Below are 20,180 nucleotides of genomic sequence, written 5' to 3' on the forward strand. Positions count from 1 at the left end.
AAAAGGCGAGGAGCGCGTGAAATTGCAGCGTAGGAGCCAGCCAAAGGTTGGCCAGCCTCTGGCTGACATCCTTTTGTCTTGATTTTCCCCAAAAGGATGCCTTTGCCATTTTATCTTTTTGATGAAGACAAAAGATTAAAAATAAAAATTGGTTTAAATAGCTTGTAACATACCAGAAGTCTATAATAACACCCCTATAGTCCCCTCCAGGGGACAGCCTCACAGATGAAAATCAGCAGAACACCATTATTTTCTACTGTAAAAAATCCAGCTATCACATTTGAGGTTCAGTTTAAAATCAAAAGCTAATCAGTCTATGAATGTTAAGTTTCAATTTTTTAGTATTTCTGAAATCCAATATTAACTTAAAGCCTCTTCTTCAAGCATTGAGTAATAAGGCAGGCATTCTTCTAAAAGTGGAAGCAAATGCTCAGGAAAAACATCTTTTTTAGCCTCATATTCTTTAAAACCTGTAGATGCATGTACGCTTCCATACCAGTGTTTAGCCCAAATTCCATCCTCACTTCTGGAGCCCGCCTTCCAGGAAAGCATTTTTGCCTCAAAAGCAATACCTGCTTTTGCACAAAGTTTTTGCAATACTGCTTGCGGGTTTTGAAGCACCTTTTTGGCATCCAAAACAGCATAAGGAATTTGATTTTCCTGCAAAAAAGAAAGCAACTCAGCGTGAGCGGCATACCCTACATCCTGCAGAGTAGGGTTAGGAATTACCTTATCAAATGAAGGAAGCATTTCTCTGGGATGTCTAGTAAGAAGAATATTAAACCCACTGTTTAAAAATGACTTATCCAAATTCATCAAATGGTGAGTCATATTTTTAAAAAACACTACCTCCTTACTGTGCTTACCAAGCATCATGTCTACTACTTTACCGCCATCGCATTCCATGCTTTCCATAATCTGTTCAGCTTCAGGATGGTATTTTTTCGCTTCAGTTTCCTTTAAATAAGCGCCATATAAGGGCTCATCAAAAACAAGTGTATCTGGTCGCTGGGCAAAACTATACATCAAGGTGGTTGATATATTTCTGGGTCCGGACCAGAGGAATAATCGTTTAGTCATTTCTTATCAATATCTTCCTGAATTAAATCCTGATAAAGCTTGCTCAGCTTCTCCACATAAGATTCGTTTCCACTGTTAATTATATTCTTCCCATCAATCTGATTTACGGGTGTCAACCCACCAAAAGTGCCTGTCACAAAGGCCTCATCAGCGCTATAAACATCATATAATGAGAAATTCTTCTGGTAACAAGGAATATTATTTCTATGGCAGGCTTCAATTACTTTTGCTCTGGTTATTCCATTCATGCAATACTCACCGGTTGAAGTCCACACTTCTCCCTCCATGACCATAAAGAAGTTAGTAGCGTTACAGGTGCTTACAAATCCATTGACATCCAGCATTAATGCTTCATCTGCACCTGCTTCAATCGCCTGAATTAAGGCCTGTACCTCATGCAGCTTGCTGTGGCAATTTAGTTTAGGGTCAAGATAATCCGGTGACCCTCTCCTTATTGTACTTGTAAACAGACTGATTCCTTTTTTTCTACTTTCTTCCGAAGCTTTTTTATGCTCTGCAATAATTACCAGGTTAGGGCCTGAAATAGTAAGCCTGGGATCCTGAGAAGGTGTTTTCTTAATGCCTCTGGTAACCATCACACGGATATGCACATGGTCTTCCATTTTATTGATTAACAGAACCTGATGAATAAGGCCCATCAATTCTTCCTTCGTCCATTTTAACGTGATACCTGTTGCTTTCGCAGCCTGCCACATACGCTTCAGATGTTCCTCGATAAACACTAGCTTACCTTTATGCAACCTGATTCCTTCCCAAATACCATCTCCCACCAGATATCCACTGTCAAAAACGGATATTTTGGCATCCTTTCTAGGTAAAAACTCTCCGTTTACATAGATCTGAATGTGTTCATTACGTTCATCATGCTCAGCATTGTGGGTTCCGTGGATCATATAATAAATTTTAGATAAACTTGATTACCATATATAGTCTGTCAGTAGTAGATATATTGTACTTACAGAATTAACTAATATGACATGAAGAGGTAATTTAAAAAAAGAAAAACATTTTAGCACCTAAAAATAAAATTGTGAAAAAATAACTTCTGAAACTGTAAGTTCATTGATTATTAGTTTATTGGTGTATGCTGTCCTGGATAACCTTAGAATGATTCTTTTAATACAACACTATAAAATTCTGCTGTTTCAAGTCAAAAAATTACTGTTGTATTTGGCAGCATCTTTCGTAATTGCTCCACCTCATTGATTTCAAGGTCATTCCCTGTAACATCCAGATACTTTAAATTATCTTTCTTCTCAAGCTTTTCGGGTATTTTAGTTAGTGAATTATATGACAAATCCACCTCTTCCAAGCTTTTCATTTTTAGCAATACCAATGGGAAGTGTATTATCTTGTTATTACCTAATTTCAAAACTTTCAAATTGTCTAACTTATCAAAACTTGGGTCTAGCATTGGAAGAAAGTTCCCAGACAGATCAAGTTCTTTTAAATTGTTTAGTGTATATAAACCAGAAATTTCTGGTATACTGCCTAATCTATTTTCTGAAAGATCAATATGGTTTAAGTTTTTAGAATTTTCCATTGAGATAATAACTTTTAGCTTATTCCCTTTCAAATTCAAAATCTCAAGTCGAGGAAATTTTGCTAAGGAGAATTCAACAAGAGCACCATTTTGAATTGAAATAGTTGTAATGTTTTCTCCTCCAATAATATCTGTATAGGGTATATGATCGATTGGTTGACCGTAGCCGACAATACTATTGAAATTATTTAAATCCCAACTTATTGTTGGATTTTCATACCCTAATAATCTAAACTCTTCGCCCATATCCATAGTCTTTTCCGATTTCTTTTCTTCACTTTGACATGTTACAAAAAAACCTACCATAAAAGCTAACAGCCAAATACGGTTATGGTAAATTCTCAACTTCATCCCTTTCTAAATTTAGAATCTTATTTTCTCCCCCGGCTTTATTAATAGCTAGCTCTTGCATATCATTAGATATCCACTGATCAAAAAAGTAAGAAGTAGGTTCTCCAAAAAACGTAGTATATAAATTATAACTATTAGTCTCTCTTACTAAAGCCAACTTACTTTTCCCACCATAAGGGACTCTTGCTAATTTATTTCTGATTGTTGTGGAGCTTCCCATTGTACCTGTAGCAAACTGATCATCTAAAGCTAGCACTTGATTTTTGAAACGGTTCAGTAAAGCAGTAATACTCGCTTTATAAGCTGGTACTGTAGCTATAGCCGCATCATAAGCATGAAAATTTGTAAATATAGTTATATCAGGTGTATCTAAGGTCATTGACTCTCTCAATGTTTGAAAAGCAATCCCTTGCTGAGTTCGAAAAATATCTGCATATGTATTCTGGCTAACAGCATCTTTTCTCGCCTCACTTATTAATAAATCCTGTAATCCCTTTTTCGCCTCACCTCCGATTACACCCAAAATTGGACCTGTGATTTTTTCATTTTGTACAGCTAATGCCAAATTATAAGCTATATCCGGAGCTCTATTTGGAATATTGTTAACCATTCTGGATAATAATTTTCCCGCGCCAGGAATCAAGAAACCCATAGAAACTTCAATTAATAATCCCGCTACACTTGGAACCTTTTCAGCAGCATCTTTTATTTCAGCTTTACATTCGGTTATAGCGGAGCTGAAATTTGTATATGCTTGTAAAATTCTCTCTCTAGTATTGTCCAAATATCTTTTCTTAACTTCTTCGTTTGGGAAAATAGAAGGTATGGAAGCTTTCTGAACCACCTCACTCTTACTCTTCTTCTGCACTATAACATGCTCCCCGCTGGCAGCTTTCTTCCCCATTACATCTGCTTCATTTTCCAAAGCAGGATCATCATTTACTACAACGCCCTTAGCCTGTGTGGTTGCTTTTACTCTACCCTGCTTCTGCTGAATTACGTGGGTAAGTTCATGCCCAATCAACTCCTGACCTTCTGAGGTACCCGGGTTATACTGGCCAGGAGCAAAATGTACATCATTGCCCTGTGTAAAGGCTAAGGCTCCCATATTGGTGGCTTCACTTGAATTCTGCGTGATATTCACATCTGAAAAATCGGATTGGAAGGCTTTTTCCATCTTAGCCTGCACCGCTTTATCAAGACCGCCTTTGGTAGATGAACTTTGCTGTGGCTGTTCAAACCTGTTCATGTTTCGCCCCATCGACCTGCCCATGCTACGACCCATTTGCCTTGGTTGCAAGCCATGCTGCTGTCTGTTTATGGATTGATTATCTTTTCCATGTCCGTCCTGGGAAGAGTCTTTTGGTTGAAATGCCATTTATAAAACTTATAGGTAAAACAATAGTCTAAAATAAAGGTCTATTTTTTATAAAACAAGCTATTAAACTGTTAAAAACACAGCAGTACACAAGCACTAAAATGAATAGGTAGGTGAACTATTACGGTAGCGGTGAGTGAGACACTCACCACGGCAATGTTACAGTGCAATTGGAGAATAAGAAGTATAAAATGTCTAACGTTTGTAATATACCAAAATTGGCAGCAAGCTTTTTGTACTTCACAAAAAGCCTAAGCTAATCTTAAAATATTCTTCTGATGATAAAATAAATCCCCCTTGTTCCCTTTTAAAAAAGGGGAGAGATTAAGCACTATAAATTACTCTCATAACAAAGAGCCCGCATAATTTGTATGCAGGCTCTTTTGTTATCTTATCAAATCTCTAGCCTCTTAGCTCTAGATTCCAGGCTCAAAATTAATTCTAGTATCTAGTGATTATTTCTTCACAAATTTCTTCTGTAGCTGTCCTTCTCTGCTATTCAGCTGGAGCATGTAGATACCAGCATTTAATCCTGCAAGGTTTACCTCAAAACCTGAGTTACCGCCAATGTATTTGCCTTTTTTCACTATGCTTCCTAAAGCATTTACCACCTGCCATTCTATGGCTGACTGAATGTTTTCCTGCCTCTGCACTTGCAGAAAATCAGCAGCCGGGTTAGGATAAACCACCCAGTTACCAGCTAACGTTTTACGGTTGCTCAGTACTTCCACTGCTACAAGCTCAGTATTAATAGACATTTCCGCTGCCTGAAATACGTTATTAAATGGTAAACCCTTAGGCCCTTTCTCCGGACTGTCCCTTGCAAGCTCTATCCATGCTACTAAACCAAAACGGCCGGACTCTGCATCTACAGGAATCTGCCACTCTTCTTCCAATATTAAAGAGTCACTTGAACCTGCTTTCCATGTTTTTTCTTCAAAAGCTCCAGGATGCTGGCCCAGGTATTTAACAAACACATTTCTTAAAGTATCCTGCGTGTACTCCGTTACTTCTTTCTCTACTACTGCTACTTTTAAAGACATTAGTTGAGGTTGTTGAGCAGTATCAATTAATGGAACAATATTTTCATTCCTGATAGCAATTGCCTTCACTTTTAAGGGTTCCCCTTCCTGATAAGTATAATCTAACGAAAGATCAAAAGCCGGTGCAAGCAAAGTTTCCTGTGTATATTGCCTTTCTCCCCACCCCACAGTGAAAGGATCAAAACTCTGGAAGCGACCGTTCACTACAGTATAGCCCGGACCATCTAAACCATATACAAAGGCTCTTGTAGCTCCATCATTACTGGTATTTTCTGCAAAGTGATAACCAAAGTAGAGTGGATCTCCTGCCGGACGTCCGGTATGGTATTCAATATAAACTACATCTTCTCTGGCCTTGGAAAAATCAGATACATTTTCTCTTAACCCGTCCTGACTATTAATATGAGTAAAGTTTTCTACCAGTGATATTCTCTCTTTTTCTGAAATGATGAAATTGGTAAATGCAAAACCTTTTCTACCTGATTCCCGGTTAACACCTAAGTTAAGGCTGGCAAAAGCTATCCTAAACTGTACAAGGTTGTTACCTGCTACCGCTCTTACACCTGCCAGGTCATAAGCTACAGTTTGCCAGCTATCAGACGTATTAGAACCCACGTTATTATTCTTTGAAATACCGGACCAGCCAGTAATGCTACCGCCAGGACCTGATGATATACTTCCATTATTATACCAGGCAAGACCTCCATTTGCTCTTCCTACAGGAATCCAGATATCTGAACCCTCAGTATTGTCACAATCTTTGATCATGTATTGCAACACAGCTCCTTCCAATTCCGGAGTATCAAAAAGAATATCCATTTGAAGCTTAGGAGAGTTCCAGTTGCTCAAGTTAAAGTAAGGACTTTGCACCCAGCTATATTCATTGTCATTATAGCTTCCGGTCTGTTCATTAAAAGCATGCCAACCTGTTAAACCTTCTAATTCTCTAATTCCCCAGCTACTATTGCGTGCCTGAGGTGATGCATTATTGTTATCGGTAGTAGAAATCCAACCATTGCTGCCTGAAGTAAAATCCTCCGCATAAGAAAATTTCCCATTATCAATCGCATAATCTGCCTCATCAAATACAGTTACTTTTTTGGTAATAGTATCTGTACACCCTATGGACGTTTGCACCACCATATCCACATCATAAACACCGGGAGCAGGGAAGGTGTGTTCTATGGTAGAATTAGAACTTACAAACGCATCATCATTGAATGACCAGTAATAACTTTGAATACTATCATTTTCTCTAACATTTCCATTATCTGTAGCATCAGGGGTTAAAACTACATTACTTCCACAATTAGTTAAGAAATTAAAATCTGCCCCCGGTAAGCTACTTATTTGTAGAGCGAACCTTGTTAACGGTCCGGAACAGCCACCCTCAATACTTCTTTTTTCAACAGTATATTCTACAAGCCCTACTTCGGTATTATCCAAGTCAGGAAGAAATGAATTACCAACACTAAGTTGAAAACCTCTCTCATCTCTCCAGATAAATTGAACAGTACTATCCCTTTGATTATTAAAAGATATACTATCGATGGCTTCACCTAAACAAGTAGCTCGAAGAACCGTAACAGAATCCACAGTTCCAGTTGGAAGTACCTTTGGAAGATTAGAAGCAAGTTGTACTTCTTCAGGCAGATCAATTACTCTAAAATTAAATGTTTCAATGTTAGCGCAATTAGTTTGATCACCTCCATAATCGAAAATAAGTGTGTAACCATTTTCATTTACAGGTACAATGGAGTCTCCTGGCGTGAAACTGAAACTTGAAATCTCTTCTTCCCTTCCTGTATCGTTGTTTCGTAAGAAAAACCTCTTATTTTCAAATGTATTCCCACCTGGTAAACCCAACAACCTAACAGGTGCACTACCAGCACAGTAAACTGACTTTAAAGGGGTTCTATTTACATCTACAAATTCTAAATCAGGTACTGGTAAAAATTGCACGGGATATACCTTTTTAATTGTATCAGTTATATTTTCAATCCCTACGGCAATAGTTTCACAAACTGTACGTGTTTTAAGTACTCTCTCGATTCTGCAAACAGTTTTATCATGACAAACTTCTTCTATTTGACATCTTCTTACATTCGAGCAAACTTCTTGTTGACGACAAGGTACAATTCTTAATAAGGAGTTACAAAAAGGATCATTGTAACAAGGATCTATAGGACATGGCCCATTTAAACACGGTTCAGGATCATCGCAAATAGTTTCAATCCGACATTCACGTACAAATCGACATACTTGCTCGTCAGCACAAACTTCCTGTGTTTCACAAATTTCCACATCTTCATAATAAGTTTCTACCCTACAATCTTGCTCATAGATTGTTTTATTTACGGTACTAGTATACTCTATCACAATTTCTGCTGTACCCAGTTGCCCCGTCAAATCTGCTTTTGCATCTATAGTGCTAAATGAATAGCCAGTTGAGTCATTACCTAAATAAGGATTATAATTGGCGGAAAGGTTTCCTGATATACCCTCTCCAGTGATAGAAAAATTCTCAATAATTGTTGAATCTGTGAGGTTATCAGGACTGAATATAATTTTATATTCAGCTTCATCACTTGCACAAAATGATGGTTCAATTCCAAGATCTTGTCGTATTCTAGGGATTGGTGATATAAAAAATGTTCTTGGTGGAGCATCATCTTCATAACAACCAGCAGGTTTTGAAATAGCTGTATAACCAATAGATATGGTAACAGTTTCGGAAGAATCTGCTAGAAGACCAGTATTTAAAACATATTCATTTCCAGTGCTACCGCCATAATTATCAGTGACATAAATATTAGTTGTATCTCCTGCAATAATTCTATAAACAGTTAATATACCTCCAGTAGGATTTATACTTAATGAAATTCCTTCATCCACTGGAGAAACTGTATTATTATTGCCAATTGTCAAGTTATTAAATGAAAAAACTGGCGTACTAATAGGTTCTAATCCTATAGAAAGATTTTCGGAGAAAGCGATACATTCTCCAGCTCTACTCATTTCAGCTCTAAGGGTAACAGCAGGAAATGCCGTACCATCTGCTACATTCAAAAATGCTCTTATATCCGATTGATTTAGTACAATATCTTTACCATCAATCATAGCATTGGCTGTATTCACTTCTGTGTTATTAATAAAATATTTAATAACATCAGTACTATTTAAAGCAGTTTCATCACTATTTAAAGTACCTATTCTGAGAGATTTTTCAGGACAAAAGCGTAAAGTGTTTGAGGTGTTAACTACCTCCCCTCCGGCAGAGAACCGCAAGGTCTGACCAGCTGTAGCTCTTAGAGTGGCTACCTGATCATTCTCATCAAAACCTGGAGCTTCAGCGTCATTTAATCCAGCATCCAATGTTGCCAATCTTCTTATATAACGAGATACATTTAGCGGTGCATTCCGAGCAGCTACTACTTTAAGCCCTATTAAATAGATGGTATCTATATTCGCTGTTCTTGCATTGCATAATGGAGGGTTAGCTCCATTCCCCGGTGTACAAAGTTTATAATCAATTTGGATTCTTCGTTTATTATTTCCTGTAGGAAAGCTTACAGATGCTCCTGTTTCAATATCTGTACTTTCCGATAATTTTACTGATCCTACATTAGCTACAAAAGAAAACCTTTCAGGTAGTTCTAAAGTAATACTTTGAGTGTTACCTGACGCTGTAGTGTTAATAAAATTATCTGCGATATTTTCAAAAATCTTTATAGTATCTAAAACAGTCCCTTCAGTATCTCCAATACAAATATTAGAAGTTAAAGCGTTGTTAACTGATACCGCTGAGCCTGTGGTGAAAGTGTAGTTTGTAATACCTAATGTATCACCAACGCCTGGATTTGCTTTCTCTAAGGAATCTAATTGGATGTAGTACGCCTGATTAAAATTGAGTATATTATCTGGCGTAATTGTTATCTTCTTCTTGTCAGCACTTAAAGATGCGGTATAATCAGTTATAGTAGCACCATTTACATCACCTAATTTAAACGTTATGATAGATTTTAGATTTGCGGCAACTGTTAAATCAACCCCGTCCAAGCCGTCAATTCGAACATTACTACTTTCAATTAATATATCTTTTCTTACCGAAGCATTAGTGCTCTCAGAAGTCAAAGAAAGGATAGGCTGTTGAGCCAATAAATTCTTTGACATGAATAGCAATATTATTATTCTGAGAACTTTTCTCATATTCTAATCAATTTAATCTTTTATAAATCGCACAGACATGCCATTGATCTTATCTGCCCCACTTATATCGAACCTATCGTTGTTAGGTATTATTCCGACATAGATACCGTCTTCTGGAAAATCAACGGAAATAGATGAACTCCAAAGGAAACCTGCAACATCAATATCATAAAATTCACCATCTAATAAACCACCCAAATCAAAATCAAAATCACTAACACCACCTACTCTAAGGGCTTTTGAGGCATTGACTTCATTACCATATATATCAAAAAAGGCCTGAAAATCAGCTTCACTTGGCAAAGACCAACCCTCAGGTGCTATTTCCTGGGCCACATGCCAAGTATACAATCTGCCATACTCAGCCGCATAGGTTGCAGAATCATCGTTATAGTACCAGCTGCTGGTGCTGTCGGCTGTGTTGGTGTTATAATTAAAATGCTCAGCAAACCAGATTTGGTCTCCTATCTTTACTAGCTCATAAGTTTGGCCATCACGCTCGTCTGTAAAACTCGCAATATCTTCTGCCTCAACAGTAGCCTCTGCTGTACAGTCATTGGCATCAGTAATGGTTATCGTAGTTTCTTCTGCTACCGCTAATTCAACAGTAAAACTTCTTTCATTTATATCATCTGCCGTTATTTCTTCATTTCCATTGCTGTAAGAATAGCTGAAAGGTGGAGTACCATCATTAATAGCAATAGTTAAATCATACGCTGATGCTGTTGCTGAAACACTGAAGTTGGCGCATGGGTCAACTACCTGTACAGTTGTCTTTTTTTCACATTCATTGGCATCTGTAACAGTGACTTCGTATGAGCCGAACTCCTCGACAGTAAAAGTGCCACTGCTTTGTGCTGTTCCTTCATCTAATCTAAACTTATAGGGTGCTTCACCACCTGTAGCTACTGCTGTGATAGTAGTTCCTTTTGCCGTAGCTGTTAATGCTAGCGTGCTGCAGTCGATCGGTTCAGGATCTGGCTCATCATCTCCTCCGCAGGCACTCATCAAAGCTACTGCTACAAAAAGGATGAAGGTAAATAAAGGATTGAAGGATTTGAAGTGTGTAAATTTGTTCATGTGTTTAAAAGGGTTAAAAGCCTCTCCCTCAATCCCTCTCCAAAGGAGAGGGAAGTGCAAGGAAGAAGCAGTGTGTTGTTTGAATGATTTTTTGTACTGTTTTTTTCTTTTTAAAATTATTTTAAAGCCTCATCTTCGATCACTTTCAGCCTTTCGGCCGATGAAACTCAGGAATTGGCTTTCTACCAAGTCTTTATTATTCTAATCTTTTTTTAACGGAACAAAATTCGCTGACCAGGATTGGGTAAGGTTTTGGTTATCGATTTTGATTCGCTTATTTAATTAAATCTTTTTGTTACAAAAAATTAAAGCTTATCTCTTAAGCTACTATTCATTTAAGTGATTTAACACTATAATCGATAAAAATAAAATAATTGTAGTTAAAAGACTATTATTTGCCTTTAAAAAAGATGTCAAAAACATGAAACCCATGAAATACAAAAGTAAGAAATCGCTTTTTCTTGTTATTTTCTTATTTGATTTATGAATTATAAGAGATTTATCATTATACTAAAGGTGAAACACAGGTTTTATAGCATGTAAGTTTTTAAATTAAATTAAAGCTTAATTTCAGAGAACGTTGAGGCTTAAATCGAGACATACGAAGTGCAAGGCTTCCCTCATAACAAATTTATATGATCTTCTTAAGTAATAGACTCAATATAAACCAACTGCTTCCTTCATTTACAGTAATCCATTCTCTTTTTGGATTATAGGAGATTCTGCTTGCTCGTAATTCTGTGTACCAAGCCTGGATACTTTGCAATTTCTCCAAAATATCGCTTGACCCTGTCGATTTCAATATTCTGCTGATGTGCTTATCTGTTAATGCAGAAACAGGTTCGTGATTAAGCCAAAGATTTCCTCTGCGCCAGCAATTGTTGATTTTTCCTTACCTTTTTGTTCACAAGCCATCATTAAAGTTGCTGTCAGTAATAATATTGTTATTATTTTCATATATGCATAAATATTTGTGGCTCGAAGAAATAATGATTTTGTGAAGGAGAGGACAAATGCTCTATTGATTGTTTTTAGAAAACGATTGAAGAAAACAAGGTAGACATTTGTACGAAAATCTACGTCCTCCAAAGGCTACTGAACAAGCAGTAAAGTATCCTTCTCAACTAAAAATTTCTCAACAAACTTGCCATTTACAAAACTGGAAGTATCTCCAACAAAATGCTTATTTACGAAATGTTTAACAATGATTTTATCTTTATTCAACGAAGCAGTAGCCTGATAACTTAATATATCTACAAAAGCTGGTATGCCTAGAGTAAATTTCTCTTGTTCTTGATCGAGCAAAAATGCATAGGTACATACCATTGGATCATCAAAATCTTCAATAACTATGAAAATGTTGCCACTCAAACAAAATATACCACGTGATAAATATCCTTGCCCCTCATATTTAACCTTGTAATTATGTTCTTCTTCACTAAATTCACATGAAACTCCTTTTCTGAAACCTTTCATTGAAATTTGAGGCCTATAAAAAGAGAAAAAAGTGGTGTCGAGTTCTTTATAGGCTTTTCTTGAAAGTTCTTTTAAGTCAGTAAGCACATGTTGATCTTGCAAAAATGTCTTGAGCGTATCATTTTGTATTCCTTCTATAAGATTTACTATATTCTTTTCAATCCTATTTTGTTTATCAATTTTCTTATTTTCTGCATTTACATTTTTATCAGTAATGCTATTTTCTTCTCTTTCTTCCTTTTTGGAACATGAAATGGTAATGACCATTAGTAGAATAAGAACTCCTAATACTCTTTGTATTTTTTTCATTTTTAATTATTTCTTCTCACTTGAGATACGTTTTGTATAGTACCTTTTTCAGTTTTCAAGCTATGATCCTTACCCAGTAAAAGAAGTAAATCTTTATTTATGCCATCTGCTTTTGATACACGCCCAGGATCATAGAACCTATAATAAACTTTATCATCTTTAATGACCTTTCCAACAATTACAATATAATGCTCTGTTGTATTATCTGCATTATATTTTAAATTATTACCTTTATCAGTTCCTACAAAAATAGGTCTTCCGGCAATTAATTCCGAATCGATGTACTTTACCCCCAATTCAGTCTGCTCACCTAATGTTTTCAAATCTGAACTATAATACTGAGCCAATGTAGGGATACGTTCTGCTGTTGCATGCATAATACTACCTCCTTTTTGTTGCACCATAGCTAGAGAGGTGTCATATACTAATAATTCTTATGGAGTATTTATTGCATACATTCTCCTGGGGAAAAATATTTGTTGTACCCTTGTTCTATAGCTTCCTCTATTTGCTTTCTGTTTTCTGGGATATCATCAGCACAAAAAATTGAAATATTAGGAAGTTTGGCAATTTCAACTAGATTTTTAACATGACCATTTAACATAAGATCACAGTTTTCCAGCTGCTTTAGATTACTTATATCAGGGGAGATAGAGTCTAGTTCAGATCTTCTAACCTCTAAGTATTCTAGATTTTTATTTTGAAAAATAAAATCTGGGATGGTATTCATTTCATTTACATTATCTATGTAAAGATATTTCAATTGCATTATGTCTTTAAAAACAGATAGTTCTTCTTTGTCTAATGTTCCAATATCAAGTTTTTCCAAAGTTTTAAACGAAAAACCTTTGTCACTTTTTAAATTAGCATTAACCATTCCCATACTGACAAGTTCTGACAAATTAGAATTATTAAAAATAATATTGGAGCCACTAACATATAGCTCTTTAAGAATATTAGCTGAATTTACCTCTACAACACCCCCAAAAACCTGAAGATTTTTCAAAGTTTGACCATTCTTAATAATTACTCTGGAACTATCGCCACTGATCGAAAGATATAAATATTCCAAGAACGGAAAGTCAAAAGAAATTTCATCTGTCCCAGCTAGTTCTAAATGATTAATATGTAATTTCCTTAGGTTTTCAAACTCATTAATTTTGTCAATTAACTGTTCTTCAACTTCATTATTGCTATCCCCAAAGTTGAAATCTAATTCAACAATATAACCTAGGCTATCTTTTTCAAAATGTATATTTTTTTCACCAAATTTTATTTGAAATTCTTCTAAGAATTTTTGCTGCATTTCCATATCTGGAGAAGTGCCATTCTGATTGTCTATAGTCAAACTGTATTCATCTTTTGATCGTTCTTGTGACTTTTCGTTACCACAAGAAGCTGTTATCAAAACACAGAATAAAATAATAACACTTTCAATAAATAGATTTATATTCTTCATAATTATTATTGCTTACTGAACTCTTTAATTTTTTATTTTTTTCTATGGTAGATTTAAATAGGTCTGCATCTTCTTTGTATAATATTACTAAAGTCAAATGATACTTCTTCTTTTGATGGTAAGAAGGATCTATGAATACGGTTTGATTGTCTTTATCTTTATATAGCCTATTGATTTCCGTATCGGCTCCATAAGGTATATCCTTATTTTCAGTAGAGGCTTTACCAGTTCCAGGATCATAATATGAATAATAATCTCCTGTAGCATCTTTGCCTTTACCTACTATGGTGATAAAATGATCAGTAGTTCCCTCATTATACCCTAATTTCTTTTTAGAAGTCTTTTTATGATCTGCATTCAAATCCCGATTGTAGGTATGGTTAGTTCCCGCTACTACTGGCTTGCCTTCACCCAAACATTTCTCTATGTACCAGAGAGCCCATTCAGCTTGAGTTTTCTGATTCTTATCCACCTTAATTTTATCGTTTGCCACTTGTAATTGGTCTCCCACAACTCCTTGAAGCTGCTTACCTTCTTCCACATCACTTCTTTTAGATTTATCCTCTCTCAATAAAGAAAGGAAATAACCATCTCCAATTTCGCCAATGACATGCTCATATTTTTCTACCTTTTCATCTGTGAGTTCAGCCATCTTTCTTTCGGAGCCAATACCGAACTTACCATCTACCTCAAGCTTATTGTCAGTTTGAAACTTCTCTATTGCTGCTGCTGTTTTAGGGATTTTTATTGGCTCTTTCGCATCACTAGCAACATCTTCTTTGGTCAAGTACTTTAGTTTGATCAACCCACTTTGAACATAAGCTAAATCGTTGGTATTATTTAAAATTCCGGCTTTTACAGTAGTACTCATTTTACGTTTAAACCCTTCTCCATTCTGAACCTCCCTATGATTCGTATCTTCTCCGTATAAATAACCATAAGCCATGTTCTTCGCTACTTTATAGCAATTCACCCAACCCGCATCCTGTTTATCCTTGTATTTTTTATCAATTGATGGTGTAGGGCTTTGTGTTCGGTAATGCTTTTCATAATCTAAACCTTTAAGTTTGGCTTCATATTGATCCCCCTCTCCTTTGCTTACTTCTAAACCATCATTTTTTTGCTCTGTCGCTTCTTCCTCTTGAGAAATATTTGGTTTCAACAACTTCATTACCCTTTCTGCCTCCTTCCCATATAGTCTCTTAGCTTCGGAGCCTGCAAAGAGAGTATCCATTGCTTCGAGTATCTTCGTAAGAAGCTTACTGTCCATACCTTTCAAATCAGCATTGCTGGAGTTGCTTAAAATCACATAGGCCAGATTATCCGTCTCCGTAAAGCCCATTTTGTCTATAATGAGTCCTATATCATGCGCATGGGTTCTGGTATGGGGCTCCAGTTTTTTTCCAAATAAGATCATGTCAATCTTATTATTCTCATAATCGGAATAGGCTTCCCATAACTCATCTTTAGTTTTAGCCCAGGCATGCTTTTTGGCCTCTTTACCTTCTCTCTCCTGTTCTTTCTTTGTTTTTAAACCTTTAGTATCTACTTGAAAGTCATATAGGTCAGGTAAATTAGGTTTCCGTTTTACGATAGTGTCTTTATTAAACTCCTTAAGGCTTTCATAATCATTTTTCTCTCCTGCTATGGCCAGTAATGCCACCTGAAAGTCCAATACTCTTTTTGGGGTTTGAGAAAACCATGTACTGTCAGCAGCTTCTTTGGCTGCCGCTACCCAGTTCTGCTCCTTAAGGTAACTCCACGTTTTTTTATGTTTGGTATTCCAATTTTCCCCATTCTGAAAGCACATGTGAAATAAGGCATTTACCAATAGCTGATTTTCATAGCCTATTTCTTTGGCTTGTTCCAAAGCACGCTTGTAATTTCGCTCTGCGTCATCCTTTAACCACTCGTCAATAGTTTCCTGCGAGATTTCCTGCCCTTCCTTATACTTTTTCAGTTCTTCTTTGGTGAGCTTATGGCCTACCCCTACCGTAATGGTATCTTTCACGCCATCGTTGTAAACGTCTTTTCTCACCCCTTCCCTACTTTTTAAATGCTCTGTCTGATTAGTGGGTATAGTTGCGCTTAATGCTGTCTCCCCTTGCATTCCATCTTGCGACAGCTTCAAAAGCCGCTTCCTCTCCGCTTCCATCCTCTTGCGCTCCTCTTCTGCTTTTCGCTTTCTTTCTGCTTCCCTTCGGGCAATTTCTTTTTGCTTAATGCTAGCCACCTCTGCATCGCCTGCTTCCAGGTCTACAGTCCCCTGTTCAAAGGTGTTTCTCACTTCTTCCTCTGCTACGGAAAGGGTTTTTCGGTTGGAATCCTGTGCTTGTGAAATACTTTGCGATATGCTATCACTCAAGCTGACAAACTCCACTTCAGTAAAGGTGATAACTTGCTGCACATCCTTGATACCACTGAGTTTGTTACTGAAACTGCTGAGGCGCGTTTGCTGCAGATTTAATGTGCCCAACACAGTGCTAAATACTGTTTTATCTTCCTGCACTCCCGCTATATTTTGCTGGAGCTGTCCTACAAGTAATTGGTACTTCCCAATTACTTCGTCATAGCAAGGCAGTGTTGTTTCTTTTTTATCTTTACCATACTCATCCAGCACTTTTTCTGCAGCTTGCTTTTTGGCCAATGCTTCATCGGCATAGCAAGAGGCATCGTTAAGGAGGTTCTCTGCTTTTAGCACATCTCCATCAGCTACGGAAATAGCCTCTTTGACTTTAGCAATGAGCTTTTCAATAGTCTGATTGGTCTCTTGTATTTTTAGGGATGTAGATGTCTTTACAGCTGTTACCTTATTTTGGATCACGAGATCATAATCGGGAAACCACTTTTGCATGAGGCGATTATAGCGATCTGTTCCCCAAAAGCTTCGTTGCTTATTCTCCATCCGGTTGAGAAACTTTTCTCTCTTTTTAGAAAAATCCTCTGCTAGCTCGTCCCTGGATGACTCTTTGTCATTGGGCACTATTGTATGTCCCTCCTTTATAAGCTGCGACTTATGGACACTATAGATTTCAAATTCCTGGCGAAGATGAGCCTGCTTTTCCGAGTCAACTTCTTCCTGGGCAAAAGGATTTACTTTTTTCAACCATTCCCCAGGACCCTTTGTAGTAATCGTATGCTCAGGGTATTCTTTAGTGGCAGTAGCCTGCTGATTTTCTGATAAGTCTGCAGAAGGTAGCGGATTGCCCCATCGGTTCATGCTACGCCCCATGGTTCTGCCCATTTGCCTGGGCTGCAGTCCGTGCATACGTGATGGATTATGCACATAGGTATTGGGAGCTGTAGGGTTTCCTGTTGTATTCTCTTTTACTGAGGTTGCTCCATTTAAATTATCTGATAAAACTTCCCCCTCCTTCTCTGCATACTCAGCTTTAGTTTGTGGAGGAGCTGCCTGTTGAGGAGGCAGGTAGTTTCTTTGCTGGGAAGCATTATCTGTATTTTGCTTTGGTTGGAACTCACTCATAAGGCAATAAACATAGAAATTAATTATTTCGGATGGAAATTTTAGAAGAGAAAAATTTACTTTCTTCTTACCAAAGTTATATCAGCATATGTACCTATTTAGGGAGATTAATTAAAATTTCATTCTTCTTTTTACTCTTTCATCATGAAAACAAGGGCTACTCATCATTTTCCGTTTAGCTTTTTATAATTTATCTATTAATATTTGTCTCTTTAAAAAGATAAAAGAAAACCTTATTGACCAACACCTGGCAACTTGTTTCGCCTATAAAATTTTGTAAATGTTATTACTTGAGGATTTAAAATGCCTGGACCTTCTTATTAAAACACGCTTGCAGGAGTTACAGTTAGGGTACTCCATAGGAGGAGGCACGGTTTACGAAAACTATAACGATTTTCCTGATGACCCTTACGCTAAACTTTTAGCAAAGGCAGGCCTTAACTCTTATGAAAGAACCATCCTGATTCTGGCGCTTGCCTGCTACATAAAGCCAGAAGTGCTGGATGCGCTCTTTGCAAGAAATGAAAAAACTAACTCAAATTACACGCAATTGGGTGGCAAAACCAGTCAGAATACCAGTGCTTTTTTACCCACTGGTGAAACGGCCGTGTTTTTATGCGGTGGGCATCAGCTTGAAGTAAGAATTTCGTTTCAGAAAGCTTTTGATGCGGATCAACCTCTTTACCGATACAATCTGGTGCATTTGCAGCCGGTACCTGATGGTGAGCCGCCTTTATCAGGAAGGATAGTTCCTACGGAGGAATGCCTTCAGTATATTATCAGTGGAAAAGAGTTTAAACCTACTTACAACAGCAATTTCCCTGCTCAATTGCTTTCAACACCCCTTGACTGGGAAGATTTGGTGTTGCCGTATGACACCCATGAGGCACTTAATGAGTTGGATGCCTGGCTGGGTCATCATCACGATTTAACTAATATGCCTCAAATCAGTAAAAAATTTAAAAGAGGATACCGCGCCCTTTTTCATGGCCCCTCAGGAACTGGTAAAACATTAACGGCTTCGCTGCTGGGTAAAAAATATGAACTGGATGTCTACCATATTGACCTTTCCATGATGGTTTCCAAATACATTGGGGAAACTGAGAAAAACCTGAAAAGCGTATTTGATATTGCTGAAAATAAGGGCTGGATCTTATTTTTTGATGAAGCGGATGCTTTATTCGGAAAAAGGACTTCCACACAATCCTCAAATGATCGCTATGCTAATCAGGAGATTTCTTACCTTTTGCAACGCATAGAGGATTATCCCGGGCTTATCGTACTTGCTTCCAATTTAAAGGCCAATATGGACAAAGCTTTCTTAAGGCGATTTCAATCAATTGTTTACTTTCCGGTGCCGGCTACAGAGGAACGATACCTGCTTTGGCAAAAAGCCTTTGTTGACGGACTTCAGTTGAATAAAGAAATTAACCTGAGGGAACTGGCCAAAGCTTATGAAATTACCGGAGCAGCCATCGGCAATATTTTGCGCTACTGTACCTTAATGTCGCTCAAACGAAATTCTAAAATGATATCGGAAGATGATTTACTGGATGGAATAAGAAGAGAGCTTGCCAAGGAAGGTAAAATAATTTAAGCAGCTAATATCAATCCACTTTTCCTCTATAAACTGATGTATTTTATTAGTGGTTTAAGGATACTCTCCATTCCTTCTGATAGCCATCTGCTTCTTAGCCAGGCTCTCTCTTAATACTTTTTGAAAAAGTATGCACTGCCAAAGGCATCCCTATGAGGAAAATCTAGTTTAAAATGATGTCAGCCAAAGGTTGGCTACTACCCAAGAATACAACGCTGAGAGATGTTTTTTAAATTAACTCTTTAACTTTTCATACATTTCCATCAAGTAAATCTTATTGCTTCTTAATTCTCCCAAGGTGCTTTCATAACTTTTAAGAGAAAATACATTAGGAAAGCTTAACTCTTCATTGGCAATAGAATAACTGATCATTATGGGTAAATAGTTGATCAACATCAGCAACTTAGTAAGAGGGTTGGTATCCACCTGCCTAAAGCCTAGCCTTTTTGCTGTTTTTGGGTTAATAAAATAAGCTGTTGCCGAAAGCTTAATATCATCAAACTGCTCATCCCATATATCCAGCAGATTAATCATGCCTTCAGTATAGCTGTAAATCACCATTTTACGATTTCTCCTTTCGCTTTTATTTACCGAAAGCGTAAAGTAATAATCAAATAAAGTACCCCCATGCAAAACTATTTTCCCGTTTTTCATAGCAGAAGCTAATAAAAGGGGAGAATAATAAATTAAGTGGCCTTGCTTTCTGCCCATTGGTACATCAATAAATGGCGCGAATATAGAAATTACAAAAGGAAGAAATATCAAAATAAGTACGCTATAGGAGTAGGCCATAAAAGCCAAAATTGCCAGAGCTACCACCAGGTAAATAATATAGCTTATTACCTTTTTTTTTTGGGAGGAAGAAGTGTGTAAGTAAAATCGATGGATAACCTTCATAAACTAATTTCAATTATAAGAATGACGTGCCATTAAGTACGGACATTGTGTGGAGCAAATGACGGCTTACTTTTTTCAAAGAGTCTTAGTTTGTGCTACTTCTCCCTACCAATGGGTATACCTCCTACTTTTAATACAATGATTGTATAGATACCTATTTCTCAGCACAAGCCATTTTTCTGTTAAAAAAATTCACAACAAGAAGTAAAACAGCCTTACCCTCTAATGCTACCAGAAATTCCCCCATTGAACA

General features: G+C 37.0%; 13 protein-coding genes. 1 reads left to right on the top strand and 12 read right to left on the bottom strand.

Going from position 1 to position 20,180, the window contains the following annotated elements; translation table 11 throughout:
* Nucleotides 1–360: 360 nt before the first annotated feature.
* From IEV85_RS12880 to IEV85_RS12925, 11 genes are all read right to left on the bottom strand, one after another.
* Nucleotides 361–1,080: a sulfotransferase-like domain-containing protein gene (locus IEV85_RS12880; RefSeq protein WP_188463976.1), complete on the bottom strand. Its 720-nt coding sequence runs from the start codon at nt 1,078–1,080 to the stop codon at nt 361–363.
* Nucleotides 1,077–1,994: an aminotransferase class IV gene (locus tag IEV85_RS12885; protein WP_188463978.1), complete on the bottom strand. Its 918-nt coding sequence runs from the start codon at nt 1,992–1,994 to the stop codon at nt 1,077–1,079. Before IEV85_RS12885 ends, IEV85_RS12880 begins: the two co-directional genes overlap by 4 nt.
* 257 nt (nt 1,995–2,251) lie before the next feature.
* Complete coding sequence (locus IEV85_RS12890; protein ID WP_188463980.1) at nt 2,252–2,995, bottom strand: leucine-rich repeat domain-containing protein; 744 nt, start codon at nt 2,993–2,995, stop codon at nt 2,252–2,254.
* Complete coding sequence (locus IEV85_RS12895) at nt 2,973–4,373, bottom strand: eCIS core domain-containing protein (RefSeq protein ID WP_188463982.1); 1,401 nt, start codon at nt 4,371–4,373, stop codon at nt 2,973–2,975. Before IEV85_RS12895 ends, IEV85_RS12890 begins: the two co-directional genes overlap by 23 nt.
* A gap of 455 nt (nt 4,374–4,828) precedes the next feature.
* Nucleotides 4,829–9,589, bottom strand: a complete 4,761-nt coding sequence (locus IEV85_RS12900; RefSeq protein WP_188463984.1) for a T9SS type A sorting domain-containing protein — start codon at nt 9,587–9,589, stop codon at nt 4,829–4,831.
* A 48-nt stretch (nt 9,590–9,637) separates the two neighbouring features.
* Nucleotides 9,638–10,705 carry an FISUMP domain-containing protein gene (locus tag IEV85_RS12905; RefSeq protein ID WP_188463987.1) on the bottom strand — a complete coding sequence of 356 codons (1,068 nt, stop codon included), beginning with the start codon at nt 10,703–10,705 and terminating at the stop codon, nt 9,638–9,640.
* Nucleotides 10,706–11,530: 825 nt separating this feature from the next.
* On the bottom strand, nt 11,531–11,662 hold the full coding sequence (locus tag IEV85_RS25095; RefSeq protein WP_262892149.1) for a hypothetical protein: 132 nt from the start codon (nt 11,660–11,662) through the stop codon (nt 11,531–11,533).
* A 135-nt stretch (nt 11,663–11,797) separates the two neighbouring features.
* Nucleotides 11,798–12,490 (bottom strand): hypothetical protein, encoded by a 693-nt coding sequence (locus IEV85_RS12910; RefSeq protein ID WP_188463989.1) that lies wholly within the window; start codon nt 12,488–12,490, stop codon nt 11,798–11,800.
* Nucleotides 12,491–12,492: 2 nt separating this feature from the next.
* The gene (locus IEV85_RS12915) at nt 12,493–12,894 is read right to left on the bottom strand and encodes a cysteine peptidase family C39 domain-containing protein (RefSeq protein ID WP_188463991.1); all 402 of its coding nucleotides are present in this window, start codon (nt 12,892–12,894) and stop codon (nt 12,493–12,495) included.
* A 41-nt stretch (nt 12,895–12,935) separates the two neighbouring features.
* Nucleotides 12,936–13,949, bottom strand: coding sequence for a leucine-rich repeat domain-containing protein (locus tag IEV85_RS12920; RefSeq protein WP_188463993.1), 1,014 nt, complete (start codon nt 13,947–13,949; stop codon nt 12,936–12,938).
* Entirely contained in the window at nt 13,924–17,433 is a 3,510-nt protein-coding gene (locus tag IEV85_RS12925; RefSeq protein ID WP_188463995.1) for a hypothetical protein, read from the bottom strand. The genes IEV85_RS12920 and IEV85_RS12925 overlap by 26 nt, the downstream gene beginning before the upstream one ends.
* 280 nt (nt 17,434–17,713) lie before the next feature.
* On the opposite strand from IEV85_RS12925, the gene IEV85_RS12930 reads away from it, so the two are divergent.
* Nucleotides 17,714–19,030 carry an ATP-binding protein gene (locus tag IEV85_RS12930; RefSeq protein WP_188463997.1) on the top strand — a complete coding sequence of 439 codons (1,317 nt, stop codon included), beginning with the start codon at nt 17,714–17,716 and terminating at the stop codon, nt 19,028–19,030.
* 234 nt (nt 19,031–19,264) lie between these two features.
* Here IEV85_RS12930 and IEV85_RS12935 read toward each other — a convergent pair whose 3' ends face one another.
* Nucleotides 19,265–19,927, bottom strand: a complete 663-nt coding sequence (locus tag IEV85_RS12935; RefSeq protein WP_188463999.1) for a hypothetical protein — start codon at nt 19,925–19,927, stop codon at nt 19,265–19,267.
* Nucleotides 19,928–20,180: the final 253 nt, after the last annotated feature.

Origin of the sequence: Marivirga lumbricoides (assembly GCF_014636295.1) — a bacterium.
GTDB lineage: Bacteria > Bacteroidota > Bacteroidia > Cytophagales > Cyclobacteriaceae > Marivirga > Marivirga lumbricoides.